The organism is Aristophania vespae, assembly GCF_009906835.1.
Taxonomy (GTDB): Bacteria; Pseudomonadota; Alphaproteobacteria; order Acetobacterales; family Acetobacteraceae; genus Aristophania; species Aristophania vespae.
Genome location: NZ_CP047652.1, coordinates 1,026,379 through 1,049,631, shown reverse-complemented (window position 1 = coordinate 1,049,631; position 23,253 = coordinate 1,026,379). Strand labels below are relative to the sequence as shown.

Annotated in this window: 18 protein-coding genes and 4 pseudogenes; 12 read left to right on the top strand and 10 right to left on the bottom strand. The window is 43.1% G+C overall.

All coding sequences use genetic code 11. The features are described 5' to 3' along the window. Window positions 1-83: 83 nt before the first annotated feature. Window positions 84-1,345 (top strand): annotated as a pseudogene (locus tag GT348_RS04650) (sugar porter family MFS transporter). 7 nt (window positions 1,346-1,352) lie between these two features. Next, window positions 1,353-2,765 carry an MFS transporter gene (locus tag GT348_RS04645; RefSeq protein ID WP_160618721.1) on the top strand — a complete coding sequence of 471 codons (1,413 nt, stop codon included), beginning with the start codon at window positions 1,353-1,355 and terminating at the stop codon, window positions 2,763-2,765. Here GT348_RS04645 and ubiA read toward each other — a convergent pair. Continuing rightward, window positions 2,762-3,676 (bottom strand): 4-hydroxybenzoate octaprenyltransferase, encoded by a 915-nt coding sequence (gene ubiA, locus GT348_RS04640; protein WP_160618720.1) that lies wholly within the window; start codon window positions 3,674-3,676, stop codon window positions 2,762-2,764. The genes GT348_RS04645 and ubiA overlap by 4 nt on opposite strands. 72 nt (window positions 3,677-3,748) lie before the next feature. Between ubiA and GT348_RS04635 the strand changes: the two genes are divergently transcribed. The 3 genes from GT348_RS04635 (at window position 3,749) to GT348_RS04625 (ending at window position 6,657) form a co-directional block, all read left to right on the top strand. After that, complete coding sequence (locus tag GT348_RS04635; protein ID WP_160618719.1) at window positions 3,749-4,498, top strand: 16S rRNA (uracil(1498)-N(3))-methyltransferase; 750 nt, start codon at window positions 3,749-3,751, stop codon at window positions 4,496-4,498. A gap of 132 nt (window positions 4,499-4,630) precedes the next feature. Beyond that, on the top strand, window positions 4,631-6,019 hold the full coding sequence (locus GT348_RS04630; RefSeq protein ID WP_160618718.1) for a glutamate--cysteine ligase: 1,389 nt from the start codon (window positions 4,631-4,633) through the stop codon (window positions 6,017-6,019). 32 nt (window positions 6,020-6,051) lie between these two features. Next, on the top strand, window positions 6,052-6,657 hold the full coding sequence (locus tag GT348_RS04625; RefSeq protein ID WP_160618717.1) for a LolA family protein: 606 nt from the start codon (window positions 6,052-6,054) through the stop codon (window positions 6,655-6,657). A gap of 6 nt (window positions 6,658-6,663) precedes the next feature. On the opposite strand, the gene rsmI is transcribed toward GT348_RS04625, so the two are convergent. After that, entirely contained in the window at window positions 6,664-7,569 is a 906-nt protein-coding gene (gene rsmI / locus GT348_RS04620) for a 16S rRNA (cytidine(1402)-2'-O)-methyltransferase (protein ID WP_236646419.1), read from the bottom strand. Between rsmI and GT348_RS04615 the strand changes: the two genes are divergently transcribed. Together GT348_RS04615 and GT348_RS04610 are read left to right on the top strand one after the other, a co-directional pair. Then, on the top strand, window positions 7,554-7,736 hold the full coding sequence (locus GT348_RS04615; RefSeq protein WP_160618716.1) for a hypothetical protein: 183 nt from the start codon (window positions 7,554-7,556) through the stop codon (window positions 7,734-7,736). The genes rsmI and GT348_RS04615 overlap by 16 nt on opposite strands. Then, window positions 7,733-8,872 carry a penicillin-binding protein activator gene (locus GT348_RS04610; protein ID WP_160618715.1) on the top strand — a complete coding sequence of 380 codons (1,140 nt, stop codon included), beginning with the start codon at window positions 7,733-7,735 and terminating at the stop codon, window positions 8,870-8,872. Before GT348_RS04615 ends, GT348_RS04610 begins: the two co-directional genes overlap by 4 nt. A gap of 57 nt (window positions 8,873-8,929) precedes the next feature. Here GT348_RS04610 and GT348_RS04605 read toward each other — a convergent pair whose 3' ends face one another. From GT348_RS04605 to pdxH, 6 genes and pseudogenes are all read right to left on the bottom strand, one after another. Then, complete coding sequence (locus GT348_RS04605) at window positions 8,930-9,286, bottom strand: hypothetical protein (RefSeq protein WP_236646418.1); 357 nt, start codon at window positions 9,284-9,286, stop codon at window positions 8,930-8,932. A gap of 125 nt (window positions 9,287-9,411) precedes the next feature. Continuing rightward, window positions 9,412-10,353 (bottom strand): lysophospholipid acyltransferase family protein, encoded by a 942-nt coding sequence (locus tag GT348_RS04600; protein WP_160618714.1) that lies wholly within the window; start codon window positions 10,351-10,353, stop codon window positions 9,412-9,414. Then, window positions 10,320-11,305 (bottom strand): annotated as a pseudogene (lpxK, locus tag GT348_RS04595) (tetraacyldisaccharide 4'-kinase). Before lpxK ends, GT348_RS04600 begins: the two are co-directional and overlap by 34 nt. Before the next feature lie 225 nt (window positions 11,306-11,530). Continuing rightward, window positions 11,531-12,592 carry a 3-deoxy-D-manno-octulosonic acid transferase gene (locus GT348_RS04590; RefSeq protein ID WP_160618713.1) on the bottom strand — a complete coding sequence of 354 codons (1,062 nt, stop codon included), beginning with the start codon at window positions 12,590-12,592 and terminating at the stop codon, window positions 11,531-11,533. 127 nt (window positions 12,593-12,719) lie between these two features. Further along, window positions 12,720-13,625 carry a universal stress protein gene (locus GT348_RS04585; RefSeq protein WP_160618712.1) on the bottom strand — a complete coding sequence of 302 codons (906 nt, stop codon included), beginning with the start codon at window positions 13,623-13,625 and terminating at the stop codon, window positions 12,720-12,722. 25 nt (window positions 13,626-13,650) lie between these two features. Further along, the gene (gene pdxH / locus GT348_RS04580) at window positions 13,651-14,298 is read right to left on the bottom strand and encodes a pyridoxamine 5'-phosphate oxidase (protein ID WP_160618711.1); all 648 of its coding nucleotides are present in this window, start codon (window positions 14,296-14,298) and stop codon (window positions 13,651-13,653) included. Between the two features lie 176 nt (window positions 14,299-14,474). Here pdxH and fabI point away from each other — a divergent pair, with 176 nt between their 5' ends. The 5 genes and pseudogenes from fabI to GT348_RS04555 all read left to right on the top strand — a co-directional run bounded on the left by fabI (window position 14,475) and on the right by GT348_RS04555 (window position 20,935). Further along, window positions 14,475-15,326, top strand: a complete 852-nt coding sequence (gene fabI, locus GT348_RS04575) for an enoyl-ACP reductase FabI (protein ID WP_160618710.1) — start codon at window positions 14,475-14,477, stop codon at window positions 15,324-15,326. Window positions 15,327-15,331: 5 nt separating this feature from the next. Continuing rightward, window positions 15,332-16,420 carry a chorismate synthase gene (aroC, locus tag GT348_RS04570; RefSeq protein ID WP_160618709.1) on the top strand — a complete coding sequence of 363 codons (1,089 nt, stop codon included), beginning with the start codon at window positions 15,332-15,334 and terminating at the stop codon, window positions 16,418-16,420. Between the two features lie 310 nt (window positions 16,421-16,730). After that, window positions 16,731-18,598 (top strand): annotated as a pseudogene (locus GT348_RS04565) (ribonucleoside-diphosphate reductase subunit alpha). A 60-nt stretch (window positions 18,599-18,658) separates the two neighbouring features. Further along, window positions 18,659-19,681 (top strand): ribonucleotide-diphosphate reductase subunit beta, encoded by a 1,023-nt coding sequence (locus tag GT348_RS04560; RefSeq protein ID WP_160618708.1) that lies wholly within the window; start codon window positions 18,659-18,661, stop codon window positions 19,679-19,681. Window positions 19,682-19,987: 306 nt separating this feature from the next. Next, the gene (locus GT348_RS04555) at window positions 19,988-20,935 is read left to right on the top strand and encodes a polyprenyl synthetase family protein (RefSeq protein ID WP_160619443.1); all 948 of its coding nucleotides are present in this window, start codon (window positions 19,988-19,990) and stop codon (window positions 20,933-20,935) included. 609 nt (window positions 20,936-21,544) lie between these two features. Here GT348_RS04555 and GT348_RS04550 read toward each other — a convergent pair. Beyond that, a pseudogene (locus tag GT348_RS04550) lies at window positions 21,545-22,317 on the bottom strand (glutamate racemase). Window positions 22,318-22,392: 75 nt separating this feature from the next. Next, complete coding sequence (locus tag GT348_RS04545) at window positions 22,393-23,142, bottom strand: orotate phosphoribosyltransferase (RefSeq protein WP_160618707.1); 750 nt, start codon at window positions 23,140-23,142, stop codon at window positions 22,393-22,395. Window positions 23,143-23,253: the final 111 nt, after the last annotated feature.

The following is a 23,253-nucleotide window of genomic DNA, read 5'->3' as shown; positions in this document are numbered from 1 at the left end:
GCAACAGCCCTTGGAATTATAGCGAGTATGGCCGGACTTATGTTTGGTTTAGATACTGGCGTGATTTCGGGGCACTCCCTTTTATTGCAGAAGATTTTAACGCCAGCAATGCAACTCAAGGGTGGATCGTATCTACCATGATGGGTGGTGCGGTTGTTGGTTCATTCATAGCTGGGAAGATTTCGCTTAAGTTTGGCCGGACAGGAGCAATGCTCTGGGCGAGCATTTTATTCATAGTAGGCTCATTATTATGTGCTTTGGCACCTAATGTAGAGGTTATGTATGTTGGGCGTGTTTTTCTTGGTCTTGCTGTAGGAATCGCGGCTTTTTCGGCTCCGTTATATATTTCCGAAATTACCGTAGAATCTTCTCGCGGAGCCATGATCTCATTTTACCAACTCATGGTAACGCTTGGTATTTTCCTGGCTTTTGTTTTTGATGGTCTGCTTTCAGCTGGAGGTCACTGGCGCTGGATGCTGGGGATCATGGTTGTACCGGCTGTTATATTTTTACTAGCAGTCTATATTTTACCACAAAGTCCTCGTTGGCTAATGATTAAAGGGCAGCGTGATAAAGCACGTAATGTTTTGTACATGCTGCGCTCAGATGACGAATTAGCCGATGCTGAATTAAAAGAAATACAAACGCGCCTCGAAAAAAGCCATGAGCCAGGATTTGCGCTTTTCCGTCATAATAAAAATTTCCGTCGGTCTGTTGCCTTAGGGTTAATGCTTCAAATTATGCAACAACTGACAGGTATCAATGCGCTGCTTTATTACGCTCCAAAAGTGTTTCAGGCGGCACATTTTGGTACTCATGCGGCTATATGGGCAACAACACTTGTCGGCCTTACAAATATGGCAGCTACAGGCGTTGCTATCATATGTGCTGACCGTTGGGGCGGCGTCCTCTCCTAATTACAAGCTGCGTTATTGCCGGTCTTTCTTTGTTAGGTGTCGCCATTATTATGGGAAGTGGCGCTGATAGTGTCTTGATAGAATCTATCCTTTGCGGCCTGATCTTGGTGTTTGTGGCTGGTTTTGCTATTGGAGCAGGCCCTCTTGTTTGGACACTTTGCTCTGAAGTACAGCCAACAAGTGGCCGTGATTTTGGTATTGGCTGCTCAACTCTCATGAATTGGGCCGCAAATATGGCCATTTCAGCCATATTCCCTGTCGTTATGAGTGTTATTGGAGCGTCTTGGACATTTGTTGTTTTTGCTGCATGTAATGGCCTTTTCGTTTTATTCACATTATGGTTCGTGCCGGAAACTAAAGGTGTCACTTTAGAGTCGATTGAAGCCAATTTATTTGCAGGTAAAGCACTGCGGAAATTAGGGGACTAAATAACTCATGAGTTCAGGAACAGCTGATCGTAGCCTCGAAGAGGAATACGATCCCATTCGTCATGCTGGTCTTTATGGAATCCAACGTGTAAAGGCAATGTCAGCTGTTCTTCTGGCTTTATTACTCTCAGTCCTTGATTACGCAATTGCAAATGTCGCCTTACCAACAATTGCAACGGATCTGCACTCAGACCCATCTAGAGCAATCTGGGTTGTTAATGCCTACCAGCTAGCAAGCCTTTCTTGCCTGCTTCCTCTTGCTGCCTTGGGTGCACGCGTCGGGTTTGGGCGAATGAGCCAGCTCGGGATTGCTCTTTTTATTATTGCCTCTGTCTTCTGTGCTCTTTCACAAAATATGCTTGAACTTGCCCTGGCTCGTGCTTTGCAGGGTGTTGGTGGGTCTTGTGTTATGAGCGTAAATATTGCGCTTGTACGCTTTATTTACCCTCATAAGTTATTAGGAAAAGGCATTGCTATTAATGGCTTTTTTGTCGGGTTAGGCGTAGCTCTGGGCCCTACTATTGGGTCTTTTATTTTATCAGTTGCTTCATGGCCGTGGATATTTTGGGTAAATCTTCCTCTTGGTGGCATTGCCCTTATTTTATCTTATATGGCACTACCTCAAACACCCAGATCTCACGTTAAAACTGACGTTATAGGTTCATTACTAACCATCACATCTTTTGCCACATTAGGTGTTGGTCTTGATGGGCTTATGCATGGCGATTTTGAATTGGGTATTTCATTAACAAGCTTTAGCCTATTAAGCTGGTATGCTCTTCTTAAATGGCAAAAAAGCCACGAAGAGCCTATTGTTCCTCTGGATTTGCTAAAAAGGCGTCCGTTTTTTATTGCTTGTTTCGTTAGTTATTGCGGATTTATAGCGTCTAATCTTTATATTGTTGCCATGCCATTTACGCTAGCAGAAGCTTTTCATAGAAATCCCGCCACAGTTGGGCTTCTCATAGCGCCCTGGGCCGTTGGCACAGCATCTATGTCCTTTTTTATAGGACACTTTTCAGATCGTTTTTCAGCCTCACTTTTGTCATCTATGGGGCTATTTGTCACAGCGCTGGGGTTCATTTTGCTATGGTGTTTGCCTGTAGATGCATCAAATTTGGATATTGCGTGGCGAACACTTTTGGCAGGATGGGGATTTGGCTTGTTTCAGCCTCCCAATAACCGCGCCATTATGGTCACTGCACCTTCTGGCCGTGAGGGAGGGGCGAGTGGTATGCTTTCAGTATCACGTTTAGCGGGTCAGACTTCAGGTGCCCTAATGGTAGCAGGTCTTTTTACAGTCTTTTCCCATCCTGGTTTTATCTGCCTTGGGGCTGCAGCTATTGTGGCTCTTATAGGTGCTTTTTTGAGCGCGGGACGGTCATTTTTCCACCCGCGCCATTTACCCTCAGCACCTTAAGCAAGACGCCCTAAAATAAAGGCTAATGCAAGAAGCATTCCAATCGGAATGTTTCTGCGAAAAGCCTTTAGACAGGCAGGGGCATTTAAAGGGTCTAGCGTAAAAACCTGATGGGCCAAAAGAATAGTTGCGGGGATGAAACCGCAATAAAACCAGGGGCTTAGCCCGGCGCTGAAAGCACAAAGGAAAAAAAGGAAAAGTGCGGCCCCATAGCATGCTCCAATAAATGAGCGTGCTCTGTGATGCATTTTCAGAGATGTGGATTTCACGCCAATGCGGGAGTCATCTTCCATATCCTGGAAGCCATAAACTGTATCAAATCCTAATTGCCAAAAAATAACCCCACCATAAAGTGTGAGGCTAACGGCATCTAATTTACCTTCGCTGGCAGCGTAGCCCATGGGAGCGCCAAAGCCAAAGGTAAACCCCATAACGAGCTGAGGCCACCAGGTTAAGCGTTTTGCCGCGGGGTAGAGTGCTACAAATAAAAGGGCGATTGGGGCCAAACTCCAACATATGGGTGGTAAGGCCAATAGAACCAATAACCCACCCAAAAGTAGCAGGGTAAGTAAATAAAATGCTTGGTGGAGTTTAAGGGCACCACTTGCTAGGGGTCTGAGGGCTGTTCTGGTGACTTGAGCATCAATTTTTCTGTCCCAGATGTCATTAATAACGCACCCTGCGGAGCGCATGAGTAATGAGCCGATAGCAAATAAAATAACGTAAAGGCACTGCTCTAGGAGATCAGATTCCTGGGCCAGAAAAATTCCAAATACACCAGGTAAAAACAGCAACCACGTACCTACAGGTCGGTCTAATCTGGCTAAGAGAGCATAAGACCGCCAGGGTTCGGACAATTTAGCTATTATTCCATCCAAACGGATATCGGTGTGAGAGCTGTTAGCAGACATTATTCAGTTTCAGTCGTATTAGAGGATAAAAAGAGCGATTTAAAAAATATTGAAAAAAGACTTCTAGTGCTTATGAGCTATCCGCGCTATGCGAAAATTATGAATCATACAGATCCTCGCTTATATATTTTGACAGACAATATGCCTTTTCAAAAAGGGGCAGAAATAAGTCTATCCCCGCAACAGGCACATTATATCGGCAATGTGATGAGGCGTAAGCCAGGTCAGAACTTACGCGTTTTTGATGGTGTTAATGGCGAATGGCTTGCTAAAATTGAATTTGTAAAGCGCTCACAGGCTGTAATTTCTTTATCTCATTCCCTCAGACCACAACTTAAAACACAAGGTCTGGAGCTGATTTTTTCTCTTTTAAAAAGAGACGCAACAGAGCTTGTTATTCGCATGGGAACAGAGTTGGGCGTAACATGTTTTCGTCCTGTAATTTCTGCCAGAACGAATAATCATAAAATAAATAGTGACCGTCTTATGCTCATTGCTCAAGAGGCTTCTGAACAATGTGAGCGCCTGGACATACCAAATATTAGACCACTAGAGCCCCTGGCTGATTTGCTAGTGCACTGGCCTTCTGAAAAAAATCTGGCAGTTGCATTGGAGCGACAAAGCTGTGAGCCGGTCGTTAAAAATATTGCAGGACTTATTATTGGCCCTGAAGGGGGCTTTTCTCCTCAGGAAATTGACAGCTTTAATAAGCATAAGGCGATTAAAGGTTTTTCTTTGGGACCTCGTATCTTAAGAGCAGAGACGGCAGTATGCGCAGGGCTGAGTATTCTTAACACTCAGTATAGTAGCTGTGCGTTATAAGTTACAAACCATTTAAGATGAAACCTGATTGTTTCATTTTAGTGGGGTTCAATGTTCGTCGAACAATGATAATAATGTCTTATGTCATTTGTTCTTATAAATTTTGTTACTCATAATAAGGCTTCCTAGCCCATGTCTAATCCTGGTCAAAGCAACATGACGCCCATTAAGAATCGGGCACAGCTTATCGATGTAATTTCTAGTGGCTGCAAGCAAAAAAATGACTGGAGGATAGGGACTGAGCATGAAAAATTTGGTTTTACCCTGCCTCATTATGCATCTGTAAATCGTGCAGCCTATGCGCCGCCAGATTATAAATCTAATGGTATTGAAGCACTTTTAGAGCGGCTTTCTGGCCCAGAATGGTCAGCTATTCTTGATAAAGGTAATCTTATTGGCCTGGCAGGAAAAAATTCGCAAAAAGGATGCTCTATTTCTTTAGAACCGGCAGGACAGTTTGAGCTATCAGGGGCGCCGTTAGAAAATTTACATGAAACTCAAAAAGAAATGTCAGCTCATTTTGCGCTGATTAAAGAGCCTGCATCAGCTTTGGGTCTTGGCTTTGCACCTTTGGGATTTCATCCTTTAATGTCTCGCGCCGAAATGCCGTGGATGCCCAAAAGCCGCTACGCCATTATGCGCCGTTATATGCCCGAAGTGGGTACTCTTGGCCTCGATATGATGAAGCGCACCTGCACCGTCCAGGTAAATCTTGATTTTTCAAGTGAAGCTGACATGGCGCAAAAAATGAGAGTTTCATTGGCGTTACAGCCACTTGCAACTGCAATTTTTGCAAATTCTCCCTTTATAGAGGGAAAACCAAATGGTTGGCTCTCTAATCGTGCCCGTATCTGGCTTGATACTGACAACCAGAGATGCGGGCAGCCATCAGCCTTTTTTGAAGAAAATTTCGGTTTTGAACAATATGTTGACTGGGTACTAGATGTGCCCATGTATTTTGTGAATCGTGATGGAAATTATCACGATGTTGCTGGTTGTTCTTTCAGAAAATGGATTAACGGTGAAGATCAGGAACCTTTGAGGCATATGACCCCAACTATTGGGGATTTTGAAGACCATTTGACAACGGTTTTTCCTGACGTGCGTCTTAAACAATATCTTGAAATGCGTGGTGCTGACGCCGGCACCCCAGAAATGATGCTGGCACAGTCTGCATTTTGGGTTGGTCTTCTCTATGATGCTGATGTGCTGGAAGAAACAGAAAAATTAGTCAAAAAACATCCTTGGCATATTTATCAAGCCCTAAGACCAAAGGTTGCACAATTTGGTCTTGATGCCGAGTTTCCTGGAGGTTTGAGAAAACTGGCCCAGGATATTGTAAAACTTGCTCAAAAAGGGTTGGAGCAAAGGGGCTTAGGAGAAGGGCGTTATCTAGATCCACTCACAAAAATTGCCGAAGGTGCCCCTAACCAGGCAGAATATTGGCTTGAGCGTTATAAAACTGTGTGGAATGGAGATGTTCGTCCTATCTTTGATGAAGCTTCGGTTACCCATTCTTAAAAGCCTGTAATGGCCGGCATAGTGAGAGATTTATGATAAGGCGTCTTAGTTTAGCGTTTTTTTTATTCTTTATAATGGGGCTAAATCCCGCTTTGGCTAAAGCGGTTTTATCTTCTGCTCAACAAGTCTGGGTGTCTAAAATTGAGCAGAACCTTACCCAAATACAGAGCTTTCAGGCACGCTTTAGGCAAACCTCTCCAAAAGGAGAGAGCAGCTCTGGTACTGTTATATTGGTTAGGCCTGGTCGGGTAAGATTTAACTATGACGCGCCAAGTCCGCTTCTTTTAGTAGCTAATCAGGGTAAAGTTGTTTTTCAGGATCGGTCTATTGACCAAATAACAACTTTGCCGCTGAAGCGTACTCCTTTAGGGCTTTTACTCAGGCCTGATCCTCATTTAACAGGTGATGTTACCATTACGTCATTTCGTGAAATAAAAGGACAAATCCAGCTTCGTGTCGTGCGTACTGCGGCCCCACAGGAAGGGGAATTAACATTATATTTCTCTAAAACGCCTTTAGCCCTGTTGGGATGGAGTGTTTTGGATGCACAGGGAGCCTCTACACACATACAGCTTTCTGATATTCAGACGGGCATTAATGTAGACCCGCAAATTTTTACGCTTCCTAAAGCAGAGTAAAATTATTTATTCTGCTTTAGTCGTGTTTTTTTGCGAAAGGGCGAGCGCTTTTTTATAAACAAATTTACGTGGTAAATTTGTGCTACCAGCAATAAGCGTAACAGCATCCTTTAAAGAATGCGTTTTTAGGGTTTTTAGAAGCAAGGGTTCGAGATCCTGCTCTTTATTATCGTCTTCTGCTGCGGGGGCGAGAAGAAGGGTAATTTCTCCTCTAGGGTCTGTTTCTTTGAAATGGGATATAAGGGTTGATAGTGGGCCGCGTCTGACTTCTTCATATAATTTTGTGAGTTCGCGCCCAACAGAAGCTTCGCGGTCAGGGCCAAATACTTCGGCCAAGGTTTCTAATGTACCAACAAGGCGGCGTGGTGATTCGTACCAGGATAATGTAGCTTTTAACCCGGTCTGTTCTGCTGCTTTTAACATTACAAAATGAGATTTTCGTGCTTCTCCACGAGGAGGAAAACCAAGAAACATAAAAGGAGCAGGAGGAAAACCAGACAGAACGAGTGCTGTAATAGCAGCATTAGGGCCGGGTAATGCTGTGACTTTTATGTCATTTTGCAGGGCTGCTCTTACAAGTCTGTAGCCAGGATCAGAAAAAACAGGTGTTCCTGCGTCTGAAATAAGAGCAAATATCTTACCTTTTTTCAGTTCTGTAAGTAAAAAAGAAAGTCGTTCTTCTTCATTATGGTCATGCAATGTCAGTAGCGTGTTCGTGATTCCGTAATGACGTAGTAGCTTACTGGTCACACGCGTATCTTCACAAAGGATAGAATTGGCATTTCTAAGGGTATCGAGAGCACGGGCACTAATGTCAGCTAGATTACCAATGGGCGTTGCTACTAAAACAAGTAGCCCGTTAGATGCAGTTAGGTCTTTGCCTGGGAGGGGCATATATGGTTGTTCGGACATTACTTTCCTCGGTTAGTCATCTTGGCCATTATTGCCGTCAAAATGGCACTAACGGCAAGAGAAAGCGTATTTCATTAGTGCTTGCAGCAAGTACTACGGTTGCTCTCTCAGGATGCAGTTTTTTTTCACCTAATGAGGGCCTTGCCCTTCTTCAGGAAAAAGTTTGATTACAGCGCCTGAGACAGTGCAAGAGCGTATAGGTTTAATTCTTCCTCTTACTGGCCCAATGGCGTCTATTGGTGCCCGTATGCGTGATGCCGCTCAATTGGCGTTACCAGCTGATAAAGGCGTTATTCTTGATGTCTATGATGAGACTCAAGAAGGCGGGCCTGTCAAGGCAGCCTCTAATGCCGTCAAAGCTGGTGACAAAATTGTGCTTGGTCCCATAACATCTGGTTCTACTGAAAAAGTAGCTGATGTTTTGCAGGTTTCAAATGTGCCGGAATTAGCATTTACAAGTGACATAAGGCAGGCGCGACCCGGTGTTTGGGTTATGGGTTTAACACCTGAACAGCAGGTAAATCGTTTAGTTGAATCTGCATTAAGTGAGGGTAGAAAATCTTTTGCAGCGTTCTTGCCTGATAATGCTCTAGGCCATGCTATGGGTGAAGCCCTGGCAGCAATTTGCCAGAAAAAAGGGCTTAATGTCCCTCAGGTCGTTTATCATACAGATAATATCGATTCTATTAATGGTAGTTTTGAAACACTTCTTGATATTAAAAATGATCCTAATGCGGATGCTAAACCGCAGGAAAATACTCAACCTTCGGCTATTGATCCTCTTGGTGGAGATATTTCAGAAAAAACTGATGATAGTAAAAAACCTTTAAAACCAGCTTTTGATGCTTTGTTGTTAGGTGATACAGGGTTAAATCTCGGCCACATAATCAATATCCTACAAAAATATGATATTTCCACTTCCAAAGTGCGTATTATGGGGCCAATGTTATGGAAAGCATTTGACGGAAAACTGGGAGCTCTTAAAGGAGCCTGGTACCCTGCTTTCGATGACCGTCAGAGAGGACGCTACATTCAGAAATATGTAGAAGTTTACCATACGCAGCCCTCACCAGTCACAGATTTTGCCTATGATGCGGCAGCGCTTGCGGGTGCCCTGACACGGGAGCACAAACTTGATAAAGCAAATCTTACACGTAAAAATGGTTTTATGGGCCTAAACGGGACATTCTGGCTTAAAGAAAATGGTCACGTTAAAAGAAATCTCGTTATCTACCAGATATTGCCAGGCGGTGGGGCGCGTATGATCGTGCCAAAAGCTTCTGGAAGTCATCAAAAAAAATAAAAAGATAAGGCTGGATTTGAAAAAATCCAGCCTTTTTAATTTAACAGCGATTTTGCCTTAGTGATGTAATGGGAGCACGGGACGAATTTTATTAAGGGCTTTGTCCAATGATGAAAAACGGCCTAGCTCATATTCATTTAAACGGTCTGTTAAAACCCATTTCCCGCCCAAAGGGCTGACGGCATAGGCAGGTTCTGTGTTCTCTCTAACCCATATAAGAATATGGTCTGCTTTGGGAGAAAGAGGGTCAATTAATGCGTCTAATAGCCCCATTGTGAGACCAGCTTCCAGCCATTGCGAAAGATAATCTTTATGGCGAGGAAGAATTTTTTGGCGAAATGGCACGATGTTATGAGCCTGAGCTTTAACAGCAAAAGGGCGGGAAGAGCTGTTACGTAAAATAGTTTTCGCCATTACGAAAATCCTCAAAACAGGTTCTGCGATTCTGTTTTTCATATTATGCAATACTGATATGCTTATAACGAATATCAAAAATTGCTTTCAACCTAAATTTTCGTGATGAGGTATGCTCGTTTTTCTCAATAGTTCCTTTTATCCCATCTCCTATGGAACCATAACCATTGAGATGGCTGCGCTTCTATCCATTCTTGAAGGCGGTCATTAAGAGTCTGGGTGGTTTCTTGCACTATAGTCTGGTGATTAAAATCAGGGTGAGTTTCTGCAAATTTTTTCAAATCGAGAGGAGGATCGACTTTAAGAACAAATCTTGTAGAATCTTCGCGCAAAATATGACCGGTAATGATAAGTGCTTTATAACGCAGTGCTAATGTTGCAGCGGCTGGTGCTGCCATAGTGGGTAAATTAAAAAACCTTATTTCGATACCGTCATTCATTTTCTGGTCCCCCAAAATACCAAGGTGACCACCCTTCATAATATGTTTTATAGCCTCTTTAGCGCCCTTAGCGCCTTTGGGAAAAATTGGTCCTTCAAATCCCAGGGCTTTAGCGCGTAATTTGCGTATTGTTTGGTCGAGAAAGGGATTATTGGGGCTGCGGTAAAATGGAGCAAAAGCTAGTCCATATTGCGCAATAATGGCAGGTAGTAGTTCCCAGTTGCCAAAATGACCAGAAAAAAAAATAACAGGTCGATTTTCGCTCTTTGCCTGGTGCAGAAATTCTTCGCCAATAATGCGCCAGCTCGGGCCTGAAGGCATATTTTGTTGTAAAGAATGAATATGTGGGAATTCGCCAAATGTGCGCCCTAAATTTTCCCAGGCTGAATGAATGATTTTTTGGCGCCACTGAACATTGCTTTGAGGAAAAGCAAGCTCAAGATTACGATGCGCAATTTTTGAAAGACTTAAAAAAGGGCCTATAAATCGACATATATAACCGACAAGAAATGAACTTAGCTGTATCGGCAGATAGCTTAAAATAAAAATCAGAAAATTTAAGGCACTGCTTTGTGCCCAATAAAGATAATATTTCACAATTCTATATTGAATAGTAGATCTAGCCATTGATCAGCCTGTTTGGGCTTTTGCCAGTAAAGATCAACCTTAACAACAGTCACCTTTTTCAAAAAATCTTCTGGAAGTTTAACAGCATCTTTCTTGGTCGTTACAAGCTGAGTGCCAGGATCTTTGGCAAGGAGATCTAATTTATAAATGTCAGTAGCGCTATAAACATGATGGTCTGGGAAAGAAATGGTGTGAAGTAAGAATAACCCTGCATCATGAAGCATATCAAAAAATTTATCAGGCCTCCCAATACCAGCAAAAGCAATAAGCTGTTTTCCCTGTAAAGCTCTTATTTCTGGTCGGGGATAAAAAGATAAATGAGCACGAGGTAAGCTTCGTGGCAAAATTTTGGTTATTTTTGTTTGGTCATCTCCAATAATGACTGCGCCATGGGCACGTTGCAATGCAGAGTCTACAGGTTCTCGTAGGGGCCAGAAGGAAAAAGAAGATTATTTCCAACGCCAAAGCCACCATCAAAAACCAATAAAGAGACATCCTTAAAAAGAGACGGATCCTGAAATCCATCATCCATAACGAGGCAATCTGCCCCTTGAATAATAGCATTGAGAGCGCTTTGAACGCGGTCTTCTCCACACCAAGTGGGAGCCTCTGCGGCCAATAACAGGGCTTCATCACCAACGGTTGATGAATTATCTCGTCGTCTATCAACTTTGTGGGATTTATGCCTCAGACCTCCATATCCTTTGGTAATGATATGAGGTGTATGGCCACGCCATTTCAGCCGGTTGACCATGTCAATGACTAAAGGCGTTTTGCCAGTTCCTCCCACCGTAATATTGCCGATACATAATACTGGCACGTCAACATGGCAGGACGGTTTAATCAGCTTTTTGCGCGTGAAAAAATAAACGAAGAACGCCAAAGGCGACAAAAGGAACGTATAAAAATTCGGCTTAGAATCTTTCCAAAAATGTGGCTGATGCACTTTCATCACCATATTAATTCTTCGAGGAAATTGTGGTCAGGATAAGGCGCGATAATCTCGAAGAAATATAAAGTTCAGAGGAAAAAAATTGAGTAGACAAAACTTTATCCGTTAATAGCCAATAAGTGATATCTCGAACATTGGAAAGCTGACTAACTTTATATTGAAGCTTGTCAGTTGCTTCCTTCCAATTTTCCATATAAGGCCCATGGGCGACCCGGCAGCCTAACTTTAAAGGCTCAAAAGGGTTATGACCACCCCCTGGGGGCATAGCGAATTGCCAATAAAAGCCAGGTCAGCAAGTTTAAAGAAGAGACCTAACTCCCCTAATGTATCAATAACCCATAAAAAATCCTGCTCAGAAGGAACCTCACCTAAAGACCGTCTTGGGGCTTGAAAGAGGGTTGCTATTTCGGCACCCCGTTCTGGATGACGAGGTACGATAATACCAAGAAGATCAGGTTCTTCCCAACGTGCGCGTTTGAGGGCTTCGATAATGATCGCCTCTTCTCCTTTGTGAGTTGAAGCTGCGACAAAAACTTTTCTCTTTTCTACTAGTTTTTTAAGTAAGGTGAATTCTTTTCTGTCATAAGTGAGGGGAGGTGCTTCCTCTTTTAAATCACCAATAGGCGTTAGTATAGGGGGGTCAAATGGTTCAAAAGAGCGTTGATCTTCTTTACCCCGGGGCATAATCCAAGTTATTTCTGAAAGAATGAGCCTAAATAAATATTTAAAGGCTAGCCATTTTTTGACAGTTTTTTGAGATAAACGGGCATTGACGACCATAAAGGGTATGGCTCTTTTTGCACAATCTTTTATATATCCTGGCCAAATTTCGCTTTCTATAAAGACAGCCCCACATGGTTGCCAGTAATTTAAAAAACGCTTTCTTGCTGCTGGTATATCATAAGGCATAAAACTATGGATAAGGCGTTTACCATAAGCAACATGTGTAGAAATTATAGAAAAACCTGTGATCGTATTTGTCGTAAATAATATTGATATGTTTTTATCATTTTCTAAAAGCATATCAATAAGCGAGAAAGCTGACAGAGTTTCGCCAACACTGGCAGCATGGAACCAAATAAATCTATTGTTATGTTGTTTGTAAAATAAATGCTGGTCTGCGGAGATAAATCCAAAACGTTCCTTTAAACGTCCTTTTTGTTCTTTTCCTTTTTTTAAACGTCCCAGGCAATAAAAAATGAGGGCTGGCGTTAAACACCAGCCGACCCAGTCCCAGAACGCAAAAATAAACGTTCTAAATTCTATAACTTTTTGTGGGCGAGGCATAAAAGTTAAAGATCCTTGCAATAACCCTGGGTTGAAATTGTTATCATAAGGATTAAGGAAGTTTTCTCTAGTCCAGACACGGTTTAATTCATGATTTTATTTTCCATAAAATTATAAAAGGTCGGGTTTATCGGCTCATCATTATAGTCATGTCCGCGTTTTCAAGCATATAGCGTGTAACGCCACCCAATAAACGCTGCCTTAAACGTGAGTGAGAGTAAGCCCCCATGCTCAGTAAGTCGGCACCAACTTCATGAGCCCCTTGTAAAAGGCTTTCTCCTATTTTTCTTTTTTTACCTTTAACTATTTTTAAGTCTGCAACCACGCCGTGTAAATTAAGATAGTCTATTGCAGCCTCGGCCGCAGGGCCAATACGTTGATAATCTGGGCTACTCAGAACTGTAACTTTTTCAGCACGACGCGCCCATGGTAAAACATTGCGTAAAGCTAAAGCCGATTCAGCCGTGCCGTTCCAAGCAATGGCTATATGATTGCCTATATGTTTTGGTGCATGTGGCGGAGAAATAATTACGGGCTGACTGCCATCATATAGCATTGCATGTAAAATATCCGAAGCATTAGGATCTTCGCTTGGTACAAGATGCGGTACTAAAATAATGTCAGCTAAACGCGACTGCCATGTTAGGACATCTTCAACAGTACCTTCCATGAATTTTAATGTAACTTGTGGGGCGGCTGAAGCCTGTAAAGATGGAAGGGCGGTTTCATTTTCAGGATCGGTTTGGTCAAACCAGAGTACTTTTCCCTTTTTCTGCAATTCGTTAAGATAATGACGTACGCCTTCAAGATTTTGCTGAGCCTGCTGTACTGCATTTTCGATCATGTCTCCCATGGCACCGGCTGCCATACCCTCGCCAGCCATGGCGGCAATCTCACCAGGTCTATCACTGAAAAAGATGCAACTAATGCGAGCACGATAACGCTTTGCGAGTAAAAAACCAGAGTGAAATACTGCTTCTAAAGAACTCTTAGTCGTCAAAGGCAAAAGAATATTTCTTGTTTCGACGTTCATAGTAATGACTTCCTGTTATTCAGGCTTAAGGATAAAGTCGTGTTGTGTTCCAGCGAATTTCTTCTGAACCAGGATCTTTTTCAGCTACCCATGTGGCACGATCATGCAGGCGATAAGGCTGTTCTTGCCAAAATTCAAAACTCTCTGGGATGACACGATATCCCGACCAATTTTCTGGCCGAGGAATTACGTCATTTTTAGCATATTTATTCTGAAGGTCTTCTAAACGCTTTTCAAATATATGCCGTTCTTGGAGTTTATGTGACTGATTAGAGGCAATTGCGCCCAAACGTGAAAGATAAGAGCGACTAGCAAAATAAGCGTCGGCTTCTTCTTTTGTAACAGGTTCGATTTTACCCTCAATACGGATCTGGCGTCTGAGCGATTTCCAGTGAAATAAGAGGGCTGCATGAGGATTTTGCTCTAGTTCTCCACCCTTTCGGCTATTTTTATTTGTGTAAAAAACAAAACCTTTTTTACTGAAATCTTTAAGCAGCAGAATCCGTACTGATGGCTTGCCCTCTTTTGTGGCAGTTGCAACGGCCATAGCATTGGGGTCAGAAGGCTCTTTTTCCTCTGCTTCTTTCATCCAGCTTGCAAAAAGCACAAAGGGGTCAGCCTTTAAATCGAGTAAAAGATTTTGTGGGAGTGGCGAGAACTGAGAGTGTGACATGGTTTATCCCCTTAATAAGGTCCCTCAAGACAGGCGGATATAAAGATTGTTCTTTTTCTTATTTTAGATAGAATCAACGATATATTGAACAGACTACTCTTGCCCATGACTGGCGCTTATGCAACCAAGTGTAACAAAAGAGTAAGTGTACTCAACATGACTAGGATGCTAAACACATGTCTGAAATGGAAGATAACAAGCAGCTCACTCCTGTAAAGGGGACACTCATGGCGGGTAAACGCGGTGTCATCATGGGAGTGGCAAATAAAAATTCTATAGCTTGGGCCATTGCCAGCGCCTGTGCTGCTCAAGGGGCGGAAATTGCCTTTACCTATCAGGGTGAAGCTTTAGGCAAGCGTGTTCGGCCCTTAGCTGAAAGTGTTGGCTCAGATATGGTCATTGCTTGTGATGTAAGCGATGATGCAGCGATCAACACTACTTTTGATGAAATTGAAAAAAAATGGGGCAAAATTGATTTTGTCGTCCATGCAATTGGCTGGGCTGATAAACAATATCTACGCGGTCGTTATGTAGATACACCTCGTCAGGCTTTCCTTCAGGCTATGGATATTTCATGTTATTCATTCACAGCCGTTGCTCGTCGTGCTTCGGCTATGATGAATTCAGGTGGTTCAATACTGACACTGACCTATCTCGGGGCAGAGCGCGTTATGCCTCATTATAATGTGATGGGTGTAGCCAAGGCCGCTTTGGAGGCCTCTGTGCGTTATATGGCAGTTGATCTTGGGCGTGATAATATTCGCGTTAATGGTATTTCTGCCGGGCCTATCATGACACTTGCTGCAAATGGTATTGGCGATTTCCGTTATATCCTGCGGTGGAACCAGTTAAATTCTCCTCTAGAGCGTAATGTGTCGCTTAAGGATGTTGGTGGGTCTGGGCTTTATTTCCTTTCCGACCTTTCTTCTGGTGTTACAGGCGAAATCCACCATGTGGATTGCGGTTACAATATCATCGGAATGAAAAACCCTGATGCTCCTGATATTACTTTAGACTCTGGAGAATAATATCAATGTCAGAAAATAGTTTTGGACGGCTCTTTAGAGTAACAACATGGGGAGAAAGTCACGGCCCAGCCATTGGTTGTGTTATAGATGGCTGTCCTCCTCGTCTGAAACTTTCTGAAAATGATATTCAACCCTGGCTTGATAAACGCAGGCCGGGGCAATCAAAATATACCACTCAACGTCGTGAGCCCGATCAGGTTAAAATTCTTTCCGGTGTCTTTGAGGGGCAAACAACGGGAACGCCCATTTCATTACTCATAGAAAATACTGACCAGCGTTCAAAAGATTATGGCGACATTGCCCAGTCTTACCGTCCAGGTCATGCAGATATCGCCTATGATTTAAAATATGGCATTCGCGATTATAGAGGGGGCGGGCGGTCCTCAGCGCGTGAGACGGCTATGCGTGTAGCGGCGGGTGCCGTGGCTCGTGTTATCTTGCGTGAGCTCATTGGGCCTCAGTTAATAATTAGAGGTGCTCTCACGGCCATAGGCTCTCAACACGTTGATCGTGAATTATGGGACTGGTCACAAACTCATAAAAATCCTTTCTGGTGTCCAGATGTTACTTCTGTAGAGCGCTGGGCTCAGCAGCTTGATGCTATTCGTAAAGAAGGTTCTTCTATAGGAGCACTGGTAGAAGTTGTTGCCGAAAATGTCCCAGCTGGGCTTGGGGCTCCAATCTATGGGAAATTAGACGCTGAAATTGCCTCAGCCCTTATGGGAATTAACGGTGTAAAAGCTGTTGAGATTGGAGAAGGCTTTGGTGTTGTTGCTCTTAAAGGGCAAGAAAATGCTGATCCTATTCGCAGTGAAGGGTCTGCAACACATCCAAAATTCTTATCGAATCATGCAGGTGGCATTTTAGGAGGTATCTCTACCGGGCAGCCAATTGTAAGTCGCATGGCTGTTAAGCCGACAAGCTCGATTCTTGTTCCCGTTCCCAGTATTAATGCAGTAGGGCAGGAGGTAGATGTCATGACAAAAGGACGTCATGATCCTTGTATTGGGATTCGTGCAGTGCCTGTTGCCGAAGCGATGATCGCTTGTATTTTAGCTGATCATTTTTTACGTAATCGTGCTCAGTGCGGGTGACGTAAACTAACTTTTCAAAAGCTTGCCAAGCCTTGTTAACTGCCTATTATTGCAGGATTTTTGGCGTTATTTGTTTCGTTATCATTATAAATTATTTTCTACTGTTTTTACTATATATAGTATGATATCAGCATCCGTTAACCATATATATGTGATTTGGCGCGATATTAAACTTAATAATTTATCGCTTGATTCAATAAATGAATATGTGGATGTTAAGGCCACAAATTAACGACGCTTAGAGTCCAATTAGAGGTTTCGTACCATGACCTTCCAGGAAGCCCAGACAACATCTCGTGGAGCAGCTGATATGGCTGATCCTGAACTTTTCGAGAAGGATGTCCAACTTCCTCATCGTCACGCAGTTCATATTGATCCTTCACGTGATGCACTTTTAACAGCTTTCGGCCGCGCCACTCTTGATGACCGCTATTTGTTGGAAAATGAAACCTATCAGGGGTTATTTGCGCGTGTTGCTTCTCGCTATGGCGCAGATGCTGCCCATACTCAGCGCTTATATGATTATATGTCGCAACATTGGTTTATGCCTGCGACGCCTATCCTATCAAATGGCGGCACTAAGCGTGGTCTTCCCATTTCCTGCTTTCTCAATGAGGCAGATGATAGTCTGCAAGGAATTGTTGATCTCTGGAATGAAAATGTATGGCTTGCAGCCAAAGGGGGGGAATAGGGTCTTACTGGGGTAATCTTCGCTCAATTGGTGAGAAAATTGGCCGTAACGGTCGTACTTCAGGCGTTATTCCCTTTATTCGTGTGATGGATAGTCTGACTTTGGCCATTAGCCAGGGTAGCTTGCGTCGTGGTTCATCAGCTGTTTATCTTCCTATTTGGCATCCTGAAATTGAAGAATTAATAGAGATGCGTCGCCCCACAGGAGGGGATCCAAATCGTAAGGCTTTAAACCTTCATCACGGCGTGCTCGTTACAGATGATTTTATGCGTGCCCTGGTTGCTGATGATGAATGGGCGCTGATTTCACCAAAAGATCATAGTGTTATTCGTAAAGTCTCAGCCCGTTCCTTATGGATCAGGTTGCTTACAGCCCGTATGGAGCAGGGTGAGCCTTATATTGTTTTTTCTGATACGGTGAATCGTGCACGGCCAGAGCATCATCGTTTAGCAGGGTTAGAGGTCAAAACCTCTAATTTATGCGCTGAAATTACGCTGCCTACAGGGATAGATCATCATGGTAAACGGCGCACGGCTGTTTGCTGCCTTTCTTCTCTCAATTTAGAATATTGGGACGACTGGAAGGATAATGAGCAGTTTATTCCAGATGTGATGCTATTTCTCGATAATGTCCTGCAAGACTTTATTGATAATGCACCAAGCGAAATGGATAATGCCCGTTATGCTGCAATGAGGGAGCGTTCTGTAGGATTGGGAACGATGGGTTTCCATTCCTTTTTGCAGGCCCGCATGATTCCATTTGGCAGTGTGATGGCAAAAGTATGGAACAAAAAGATTTATGCTCATATTTCAGAGCGGGCCAATCAAGCTTCTAAGGATATTGCGGAGCTAAGAGGGGCTTGTCCTGATGCAGAAGAATATGGCTTTAAAGAAAGATTTTCCAATAAACTAGCCATTGCACCTACAGCTTCCATCTCTGTCATTGCTGGTAATGCAAGCCCGGGAATTGATCCTATTAGCGCTAATGTATTCTTGCAAAAAACGCTTTCAGGTTCCTTTACAGTGCGTAATCGTCATCTTGTCCATATTTTAGATAAGTACGGCAAAAATACCGACGAAATCTGGTCTTCGATTACCCTAAATAAAGGCTCTGTTCAGCATCTGGACTTTTTGAGTCAGGAAGAAAAAGACGTATTTAAAACGGCCTTTGAAATTGATCAGAGATGGGTCATTGAACATGCAGCTGACAGAGCACCTTTTATATGTCAGGCTCAGTCAGTTAATCTCTTCTTGCCGGCAGACGTACATAAGCGTGATTTGGTACGCGTGCATTATGAAGCATGGAAGAAGGGTGTAAAATCTCTTTATTATTGCCGTTCTCTTTCCATTCAGCGTGCCGATACAGTGTCTAATGTGGCTATTAAACGCAACATTATGGATGGCGATGACAATCATTTACCTCAGGCAACGCAGCGTACAGCAGAGCAGAAAAATAGCGATTACGAAGAATGCCTGTCCTGCCAATAGGTCACATAAACAATAAAGAGACTATGTTCTGGAAACATAATGAAAAGGAATGAGACGGTTATGACAGAGAAAAAGCCACTTCCAGAAGCCCCTGAATCGGCTGTTGAAGCCAATTTAATGGTTGATAATCCTGTCTATAAACCTTTCCGCTATCCGTGGGCGTATGATGCATGGTTGACCCAGCAACGTTTACATTGGCTACCCGAAGAAGTGCCGATGTCAGAAGATGTAAAAGACTGGCATCGCAAGCTGAGTGATACAGAACGTAATCTTGTCACGCAGATTTTCCGTTTCTTTACGCAGAGTGATGTGGAAGTGAACTCTGCTTATATGAAATATTATCCTCAGGTTTTTAAACCTACCGAAGTGCTTATGATGCTCTCATGTTTTTCTAACATTGAGACAATTCATATTGCAGCTTACTCGCATCTGCTTGATACGATCGGGATGCCCGAAGTCGAATATTCTGCCTTCCTCAAATATAAAGAGATGAAGGACAAATATGATTTCATGCAGTCTTTCAACATTGATAATAAGCGCGAAATAGCCAAAACTATGGCTGCTTTTGGCGCTTTTATGGAAGGACTTCAGCTTTTTGCCTCTTTTGCCATTTTATTAAACTTCCCACGCTTTAATAAATTAAAAGGTATGGGGCAGATTGTTTCATGGTCTGTTCGTGATGAGACACTTCACTGTCTTTCAATGATCAGATTATTCCGCACCTTTATTCGTGAAAACCCCGAACTCTGGACAGAAGATTTTCAGGAAGAACTTGTTCAGATCTGTCGGGAAACAGTAGAACATGAAGATGCATTTATTGATCTTGCCTTTGAAATGGGGCCTGTCGAAGGGTTAAATGCAGAACAGGTTAAAAAATATATTCGCTTTATTGCTGATCGTCGCCTGACCCAATTGGGGCTTGATCCAGTCTACGGAATTGAAGACAACCCGCTACCCTGGGTTGATGATATGCTTAATGCCGTTGAGCATACTAATTTCTTTGAAAATCGTGCGACAGAATATTCTCGAGCTTCTACGCAAGGTAGCTGGGAAGATGCTTTTGAAAGCGGTGTTTTTAGCTGATATTAGCGTATAAATTCTAAAATATGGGTCGTTAATGGTTGCAGACGGTCAATCAACGCTTGACCGCCTCTTCTTAGCTGCCCATATTTTTGCTATTATCTATTGCGAAAGTGACTCCATATCCAATTAAAGATATGTGGCACTTTATCGTGTTATAGTGCCCTAACTAGGTTATGGACAGCGGAGTAGTGACCCTTGGTTTCTTTCTCACCAGATTATCAAACAACAACAAATTCTGGCTCGGAAGGGGGAAGTGCCAAAGGTGAGGATGCTCTTCACGCTTTAGCTGCCTATCTTGATGAGGACATGCAGGCTTGTAACCGGGCCATATTAGAGCGGATGCAAAGCCCTGTTGCGCTTATTCCTCAGTTGGCAGCTCATCTTATTGCGGCAGGGGGTAAAAGATTACGACCCCTTTTGACTCTCGCTTCTGCACGTTTATGTGGATATGAAGCGGGACCAGACCATCAGCGTCACGTAGGGTTGGCTGCTTGTGTAGAATTTATTCATACAGCCACGTTGTTACATGATGATGTTGTTGATGAAAGCACGCTTCGCCGCGGTCTTGAATCGGCTAATGCCCTTTTTGGCAATAAGGCCTCTGTCCTGGTTGGAGATTTCTTATTTGCTCGTTCTTTTCAGCTTATGACAGCTGATGGCTCTTTGCAGGTAATGGCAATTTTGTCAGATGCTTCAGCAACGATTGCTGAGGGTGAGGTCTTGCAAATGACCACACAGAACGACCTTTCGACGCCTGTTGAACGCTACCTTGAAGTTATTCATGGAAAAACGGCAGCTTTATTTGCGGCAGCCTGCCGAGTAGGGGCTGTTGTTGCCGGAAAAGGAAAAAAAGAAGAATCTGCTCTTGAGATATTTGGTACAAATTTAGGTATGGCCTTTCAGCTTGTTGATGATGCTCTTGATTATGCGGCAGATCAGCAGGTGCTAGGTAAAACGGTTGGTGATGACTTGCGTGAAGGTAAAATCACTCTGCCCGTGCTGGCTGCCTATGCTGCCGGAAGTGATGAGGATAAAAAATTCTGGGAGCGTGTTATTGAAGCCAGTGATCAGGAAGAATCTGATCTTGATCATGCATTGAAATTAATCACTCAAACTGGTGCCATCAAAGCCACTCTTGATAAAGCAGCAGAATATGCCGAGGCAGCTGTTAAGGCTTTGGAGATTTTCCCTGATTCTGAATTAAAAGACTTATTAGCTCGGACTGTTCTCTATACAGTTCATAGGGCACATTGAAAAAATTAGTGAAGAGGCGCGGTTGTCTGTCATTTTTCTAATGTAAGGCTAAAAATTTTAGAATTGGCCTATATAGTTTATCTCGAATTATTACCAGTTAGCGACACCTTGTCAGCCAACAGAATGTCAATTTCCAAGCTTTTCTTAGGTTATGCGTTGCCATGATTTTAAGAAAAGCTATTTCTGTGAAATTTTGAGCCATGCAGCCAACTGGATCAATAATAAATAAAAAATTGCCGAATCTGATCTAATTGAGCGAGACTTTATAAGGGCCAATAAGAGCAGTGATGACAGACTATGAGATCAGTTTTTATCAGTTTCAATTTTGGATAAATGGCTGAATCTTACCAAAGTTATCTGGTTTATGTCTGTAAACGTTTCTAATTCCAATCTAATTGATTATTTATAATGTTCAGGCCACATTATAAATCTTACATTAGTATTTTTTGTATTTCTTTTAGTCACTTAGGCTTGATTTCTGCGTCGTACATCAAGCTGGCAATATGTTTTTCTAATGCCCTGGCTGGCTCATAAATATTCTATCCATGCCCTAAAATCGCAGCGGCTCTGAAATAAAAAAACACGGTTCAGCTAGCAAACTTGAAGTGTTTACGGGGTTGGAAATAACTCACAAGAGTTATAACCAAGCCATCTTACCTGCTCTGTGAGGCGGTCTTTATCTGCTGGTAGAGACGTCATAAAAAAGCGCGGCGCTGTCGCTTCCTTGTCAGCATATAAGGGGAAGGACCAGTTTTCTTTTAAGCGTCTTAGGGCTTGCTGAGCAACAGCGGGGGCGGGATCCAGCCATGCTATGTGGGCTGGGGCTACTCTCTGAAAGCTGGGTAATAAAAAGCTGTAATGTGTGCAGCCTAACCCGATTGTATCAATTTTTTCTCCGCCTTTCTGATTAAAGAGCTGGTCCAACTCATGTTTAACCAAGGCAGGGTCTGGAGTTTCACCTCTAAAAGCTTGCTCAGCTAGATCGGCTAGATTTCTAGCTCCATGAACCAAGAGCTGACAATCATCAGCATAATCGTGCCAAAGCTGAGAAATATAAGGGCGCCGAATGGTAGCCGATGTTGCAAGAAGTCCGATGGTGCGTGACACTGAAACCCGCCCTGCCCATCTAATAGGAGGAACGCATCCCACGATAGGAAGATTGAGAGTTTGACGTAGGGGGTGAGGGCTAAAGTACTGGCTGTATTGCAGGCAACAATAAGTAAATCAGGTTTAAGCTCTTTTTCTGCTGATGAAAGGAGAGAAACAATTCTTTTTGTAAGAAATTCATCTTCCTGCTCGCCATATGGAAATAAGGCTGTATCAGCAAGATAATCTATACGCAGAATTGGCGCCAAATGTCTCAGAGCTTGAACAGCTCCCATTCCACCAATACCTGAATCAAACACCAAGATTCTTGGCGAGACTCGTGGTGGAGTATGGGAGCCCTTCATAATATTTTACTTCTTTTCTTCAGTTTTATAGGCCAAAGCTTCCTCTACGCTGCCAACGCCGCCATGTGCTTTTGACCAGGCGCAGGGATCTTCTAAAAAGCGTCTTACTTCTGCGCTATCTTTGTCAGAAAAATATTTACCATCAGCGCAGGCTTCTAAAACATCCCACCAAGTGCATAAAGCATGGAGATTGATTCCCATATTAGCGAGGGATTTTTGTGCTCCAGGGAAGACGCCGTAATAAAAAACAACAAAAGTGTGATCAACAATGGCGCCAGCTTCACGCAAAGCTTTCACAAAGCGGATTTTAGAGGCACCGTCTGTTGTAAGATCTTCGACAAGCAAAGTGCGCATATTTTCAGGCACATCACCTTCAATTTGGGCATTACGACCAAACCCTTTGGGCTTTTTGCGCACATAAGCCATAGGTGTCATAAGACGGTCGGCAATCCAGGCTGAGAACGGAATACCAGCAGTTTCACCGCCCACAACGGCATCTAGGCTTTCATAACCAATATGACGTTCAATTTTTTCAACAGCGAGCTCCATAATTTTTGTGCGAGCGCGAGGAAAAAATATAATCTTCCGGCAATCGATATAAACAGGTGATTTCCAACCAGAAGTCAGCGTATAAGGTTCATCTGGGCGGAAATTAATAGCTTTAATTTCAAGTAGGATGCGGGCTGTCATTAATGCTGCATCGCGGTCCCATTGAGTTAGACGAATATTATTGGCTGGAACAGCATCTGCGGTCATATCGATCTCCAAAATAGATTCCTCTTAAACATTTAGCCTTTAGAGAGGCTTGAGGGTAGTGCAAAAAACTTTATTCCTATTTTGCAGATAAATAGTTTGAACATAATCACA

Bases quoted from the DNA above. Each gene is read 5' to 3' on its own strand.
- GT348_RS04585 (WP_160618712.1), bottom strand. From the start codon at position 13,625: ATGAACGTCGAAACAAGAAATATTCTTTTGCCTTTGACGACTAAGAGT.
- GT348_RS04625 (WP_160618717.1), top strand. From the start codon at position 6,052: ATGATAAGGCGTCTTAGTTTAGCGTTTTTTTTATTCTTTATAATGGGG.
- pdxH (WP_160618711.1), bottom strand. From the start codon at position 14,298: ATGTCACACTCTCAGTTCTCGCCACTCCCACAAAATCTTTTACTCGAT.
- aroC (WP_160618709.1), top strand. From the start codon at position 15,332: ATGTCAGAAAATAGTTTTGGACGGCTCTTTAGAGTAACAACATGGGGA.
- rsmI (WP_236646419.1), bottom strand. From the start codon at position 7,569: ATGTCCGAACAACCATATATGCCCCTCCCAGGCAAAGACCTAACTGCA.
- GT348_RS04630 (WP_160618718.1), top strand. From the start codon at position 4,631: ATGTCTAATCCTGGTCAAAGCAACATGACGCCCATTAAGAATCGGGCA.
- GT348_RS04560 (WP_160618708.1), top strand. From the start codon at position 18,659: ATGACAGAGAAAAAGCCACTTCCAGAAGCCCCTGAATCGGCTGTTGAA.
- GT348_RS04645 (WP_160618721.1), top strand. From the start codon at position 1,353: ATGAGTTCAGGAACAGCTGATCGTAGCCTCGAAGAGGAATACGATCCC.
- GT348_RS04600 (WP_160618714.1), bottom strand. From the start codon at position 10,353: ATGGCTAGATCTACTATTCAATATAGAATTGTGAAATATTATCTTTAT.
- GT348_RS04635 (WP_160618719.1), top strand. From the start codon at position 3,749: ATGAGCTATCCGCGCTATGCGAAAATTATGAATCATACAGATCCTCGC.
- GT348_RS04555 (WP_160619443.1), top strand. From the start codon at position 19,988: ATGCAGGCTTGTAACCGGGCCATATTAGAGCGGATGCAAAGCCCTGTT.
- GT348_RS04605 (WP_236646418.1), bottom strand. From the start codon at position 9,286: ATGGCGAAAACTATTTTACGTAACAGCTCTTCCCGCCCTTTTGCTGTT.
- GT348_RS04545 (WP_160618707.1), bottom strand. From the start codon at position 23,142: ATGACCGCAGATGCTGTTCCAGCCAATAATATTCGTCTAACTCAATGG.
- ubiA (WP_160618720.1), bottom strand. From the start codon at position 3,676: ATGTCTGCTAACAGCTCTCACACCGATATCCGTTTGGATGGAATAATA.
- GT348_RS04590 (WP_160618713.1), bottom strand. From the start codon at position 12,592: ATGCCTCGCCCACAAAAAGTTATAGAATTTAGAACGTTTATTTTTGCG.
- fabI (WP_160618710.1), top strand. From the start codon at position 14,475: ATGTCTGAAATGGAAGATAACAAGCAGCTCACTCCTGTAAAGGGGACA.
- GT348_RS04615 (WP_160618716.1), top strand. From the start codon at position 7,554: ATGGTTGTTCGGACATTACTTTCCTCGGTTAGTCATCTTGGCCATTAT.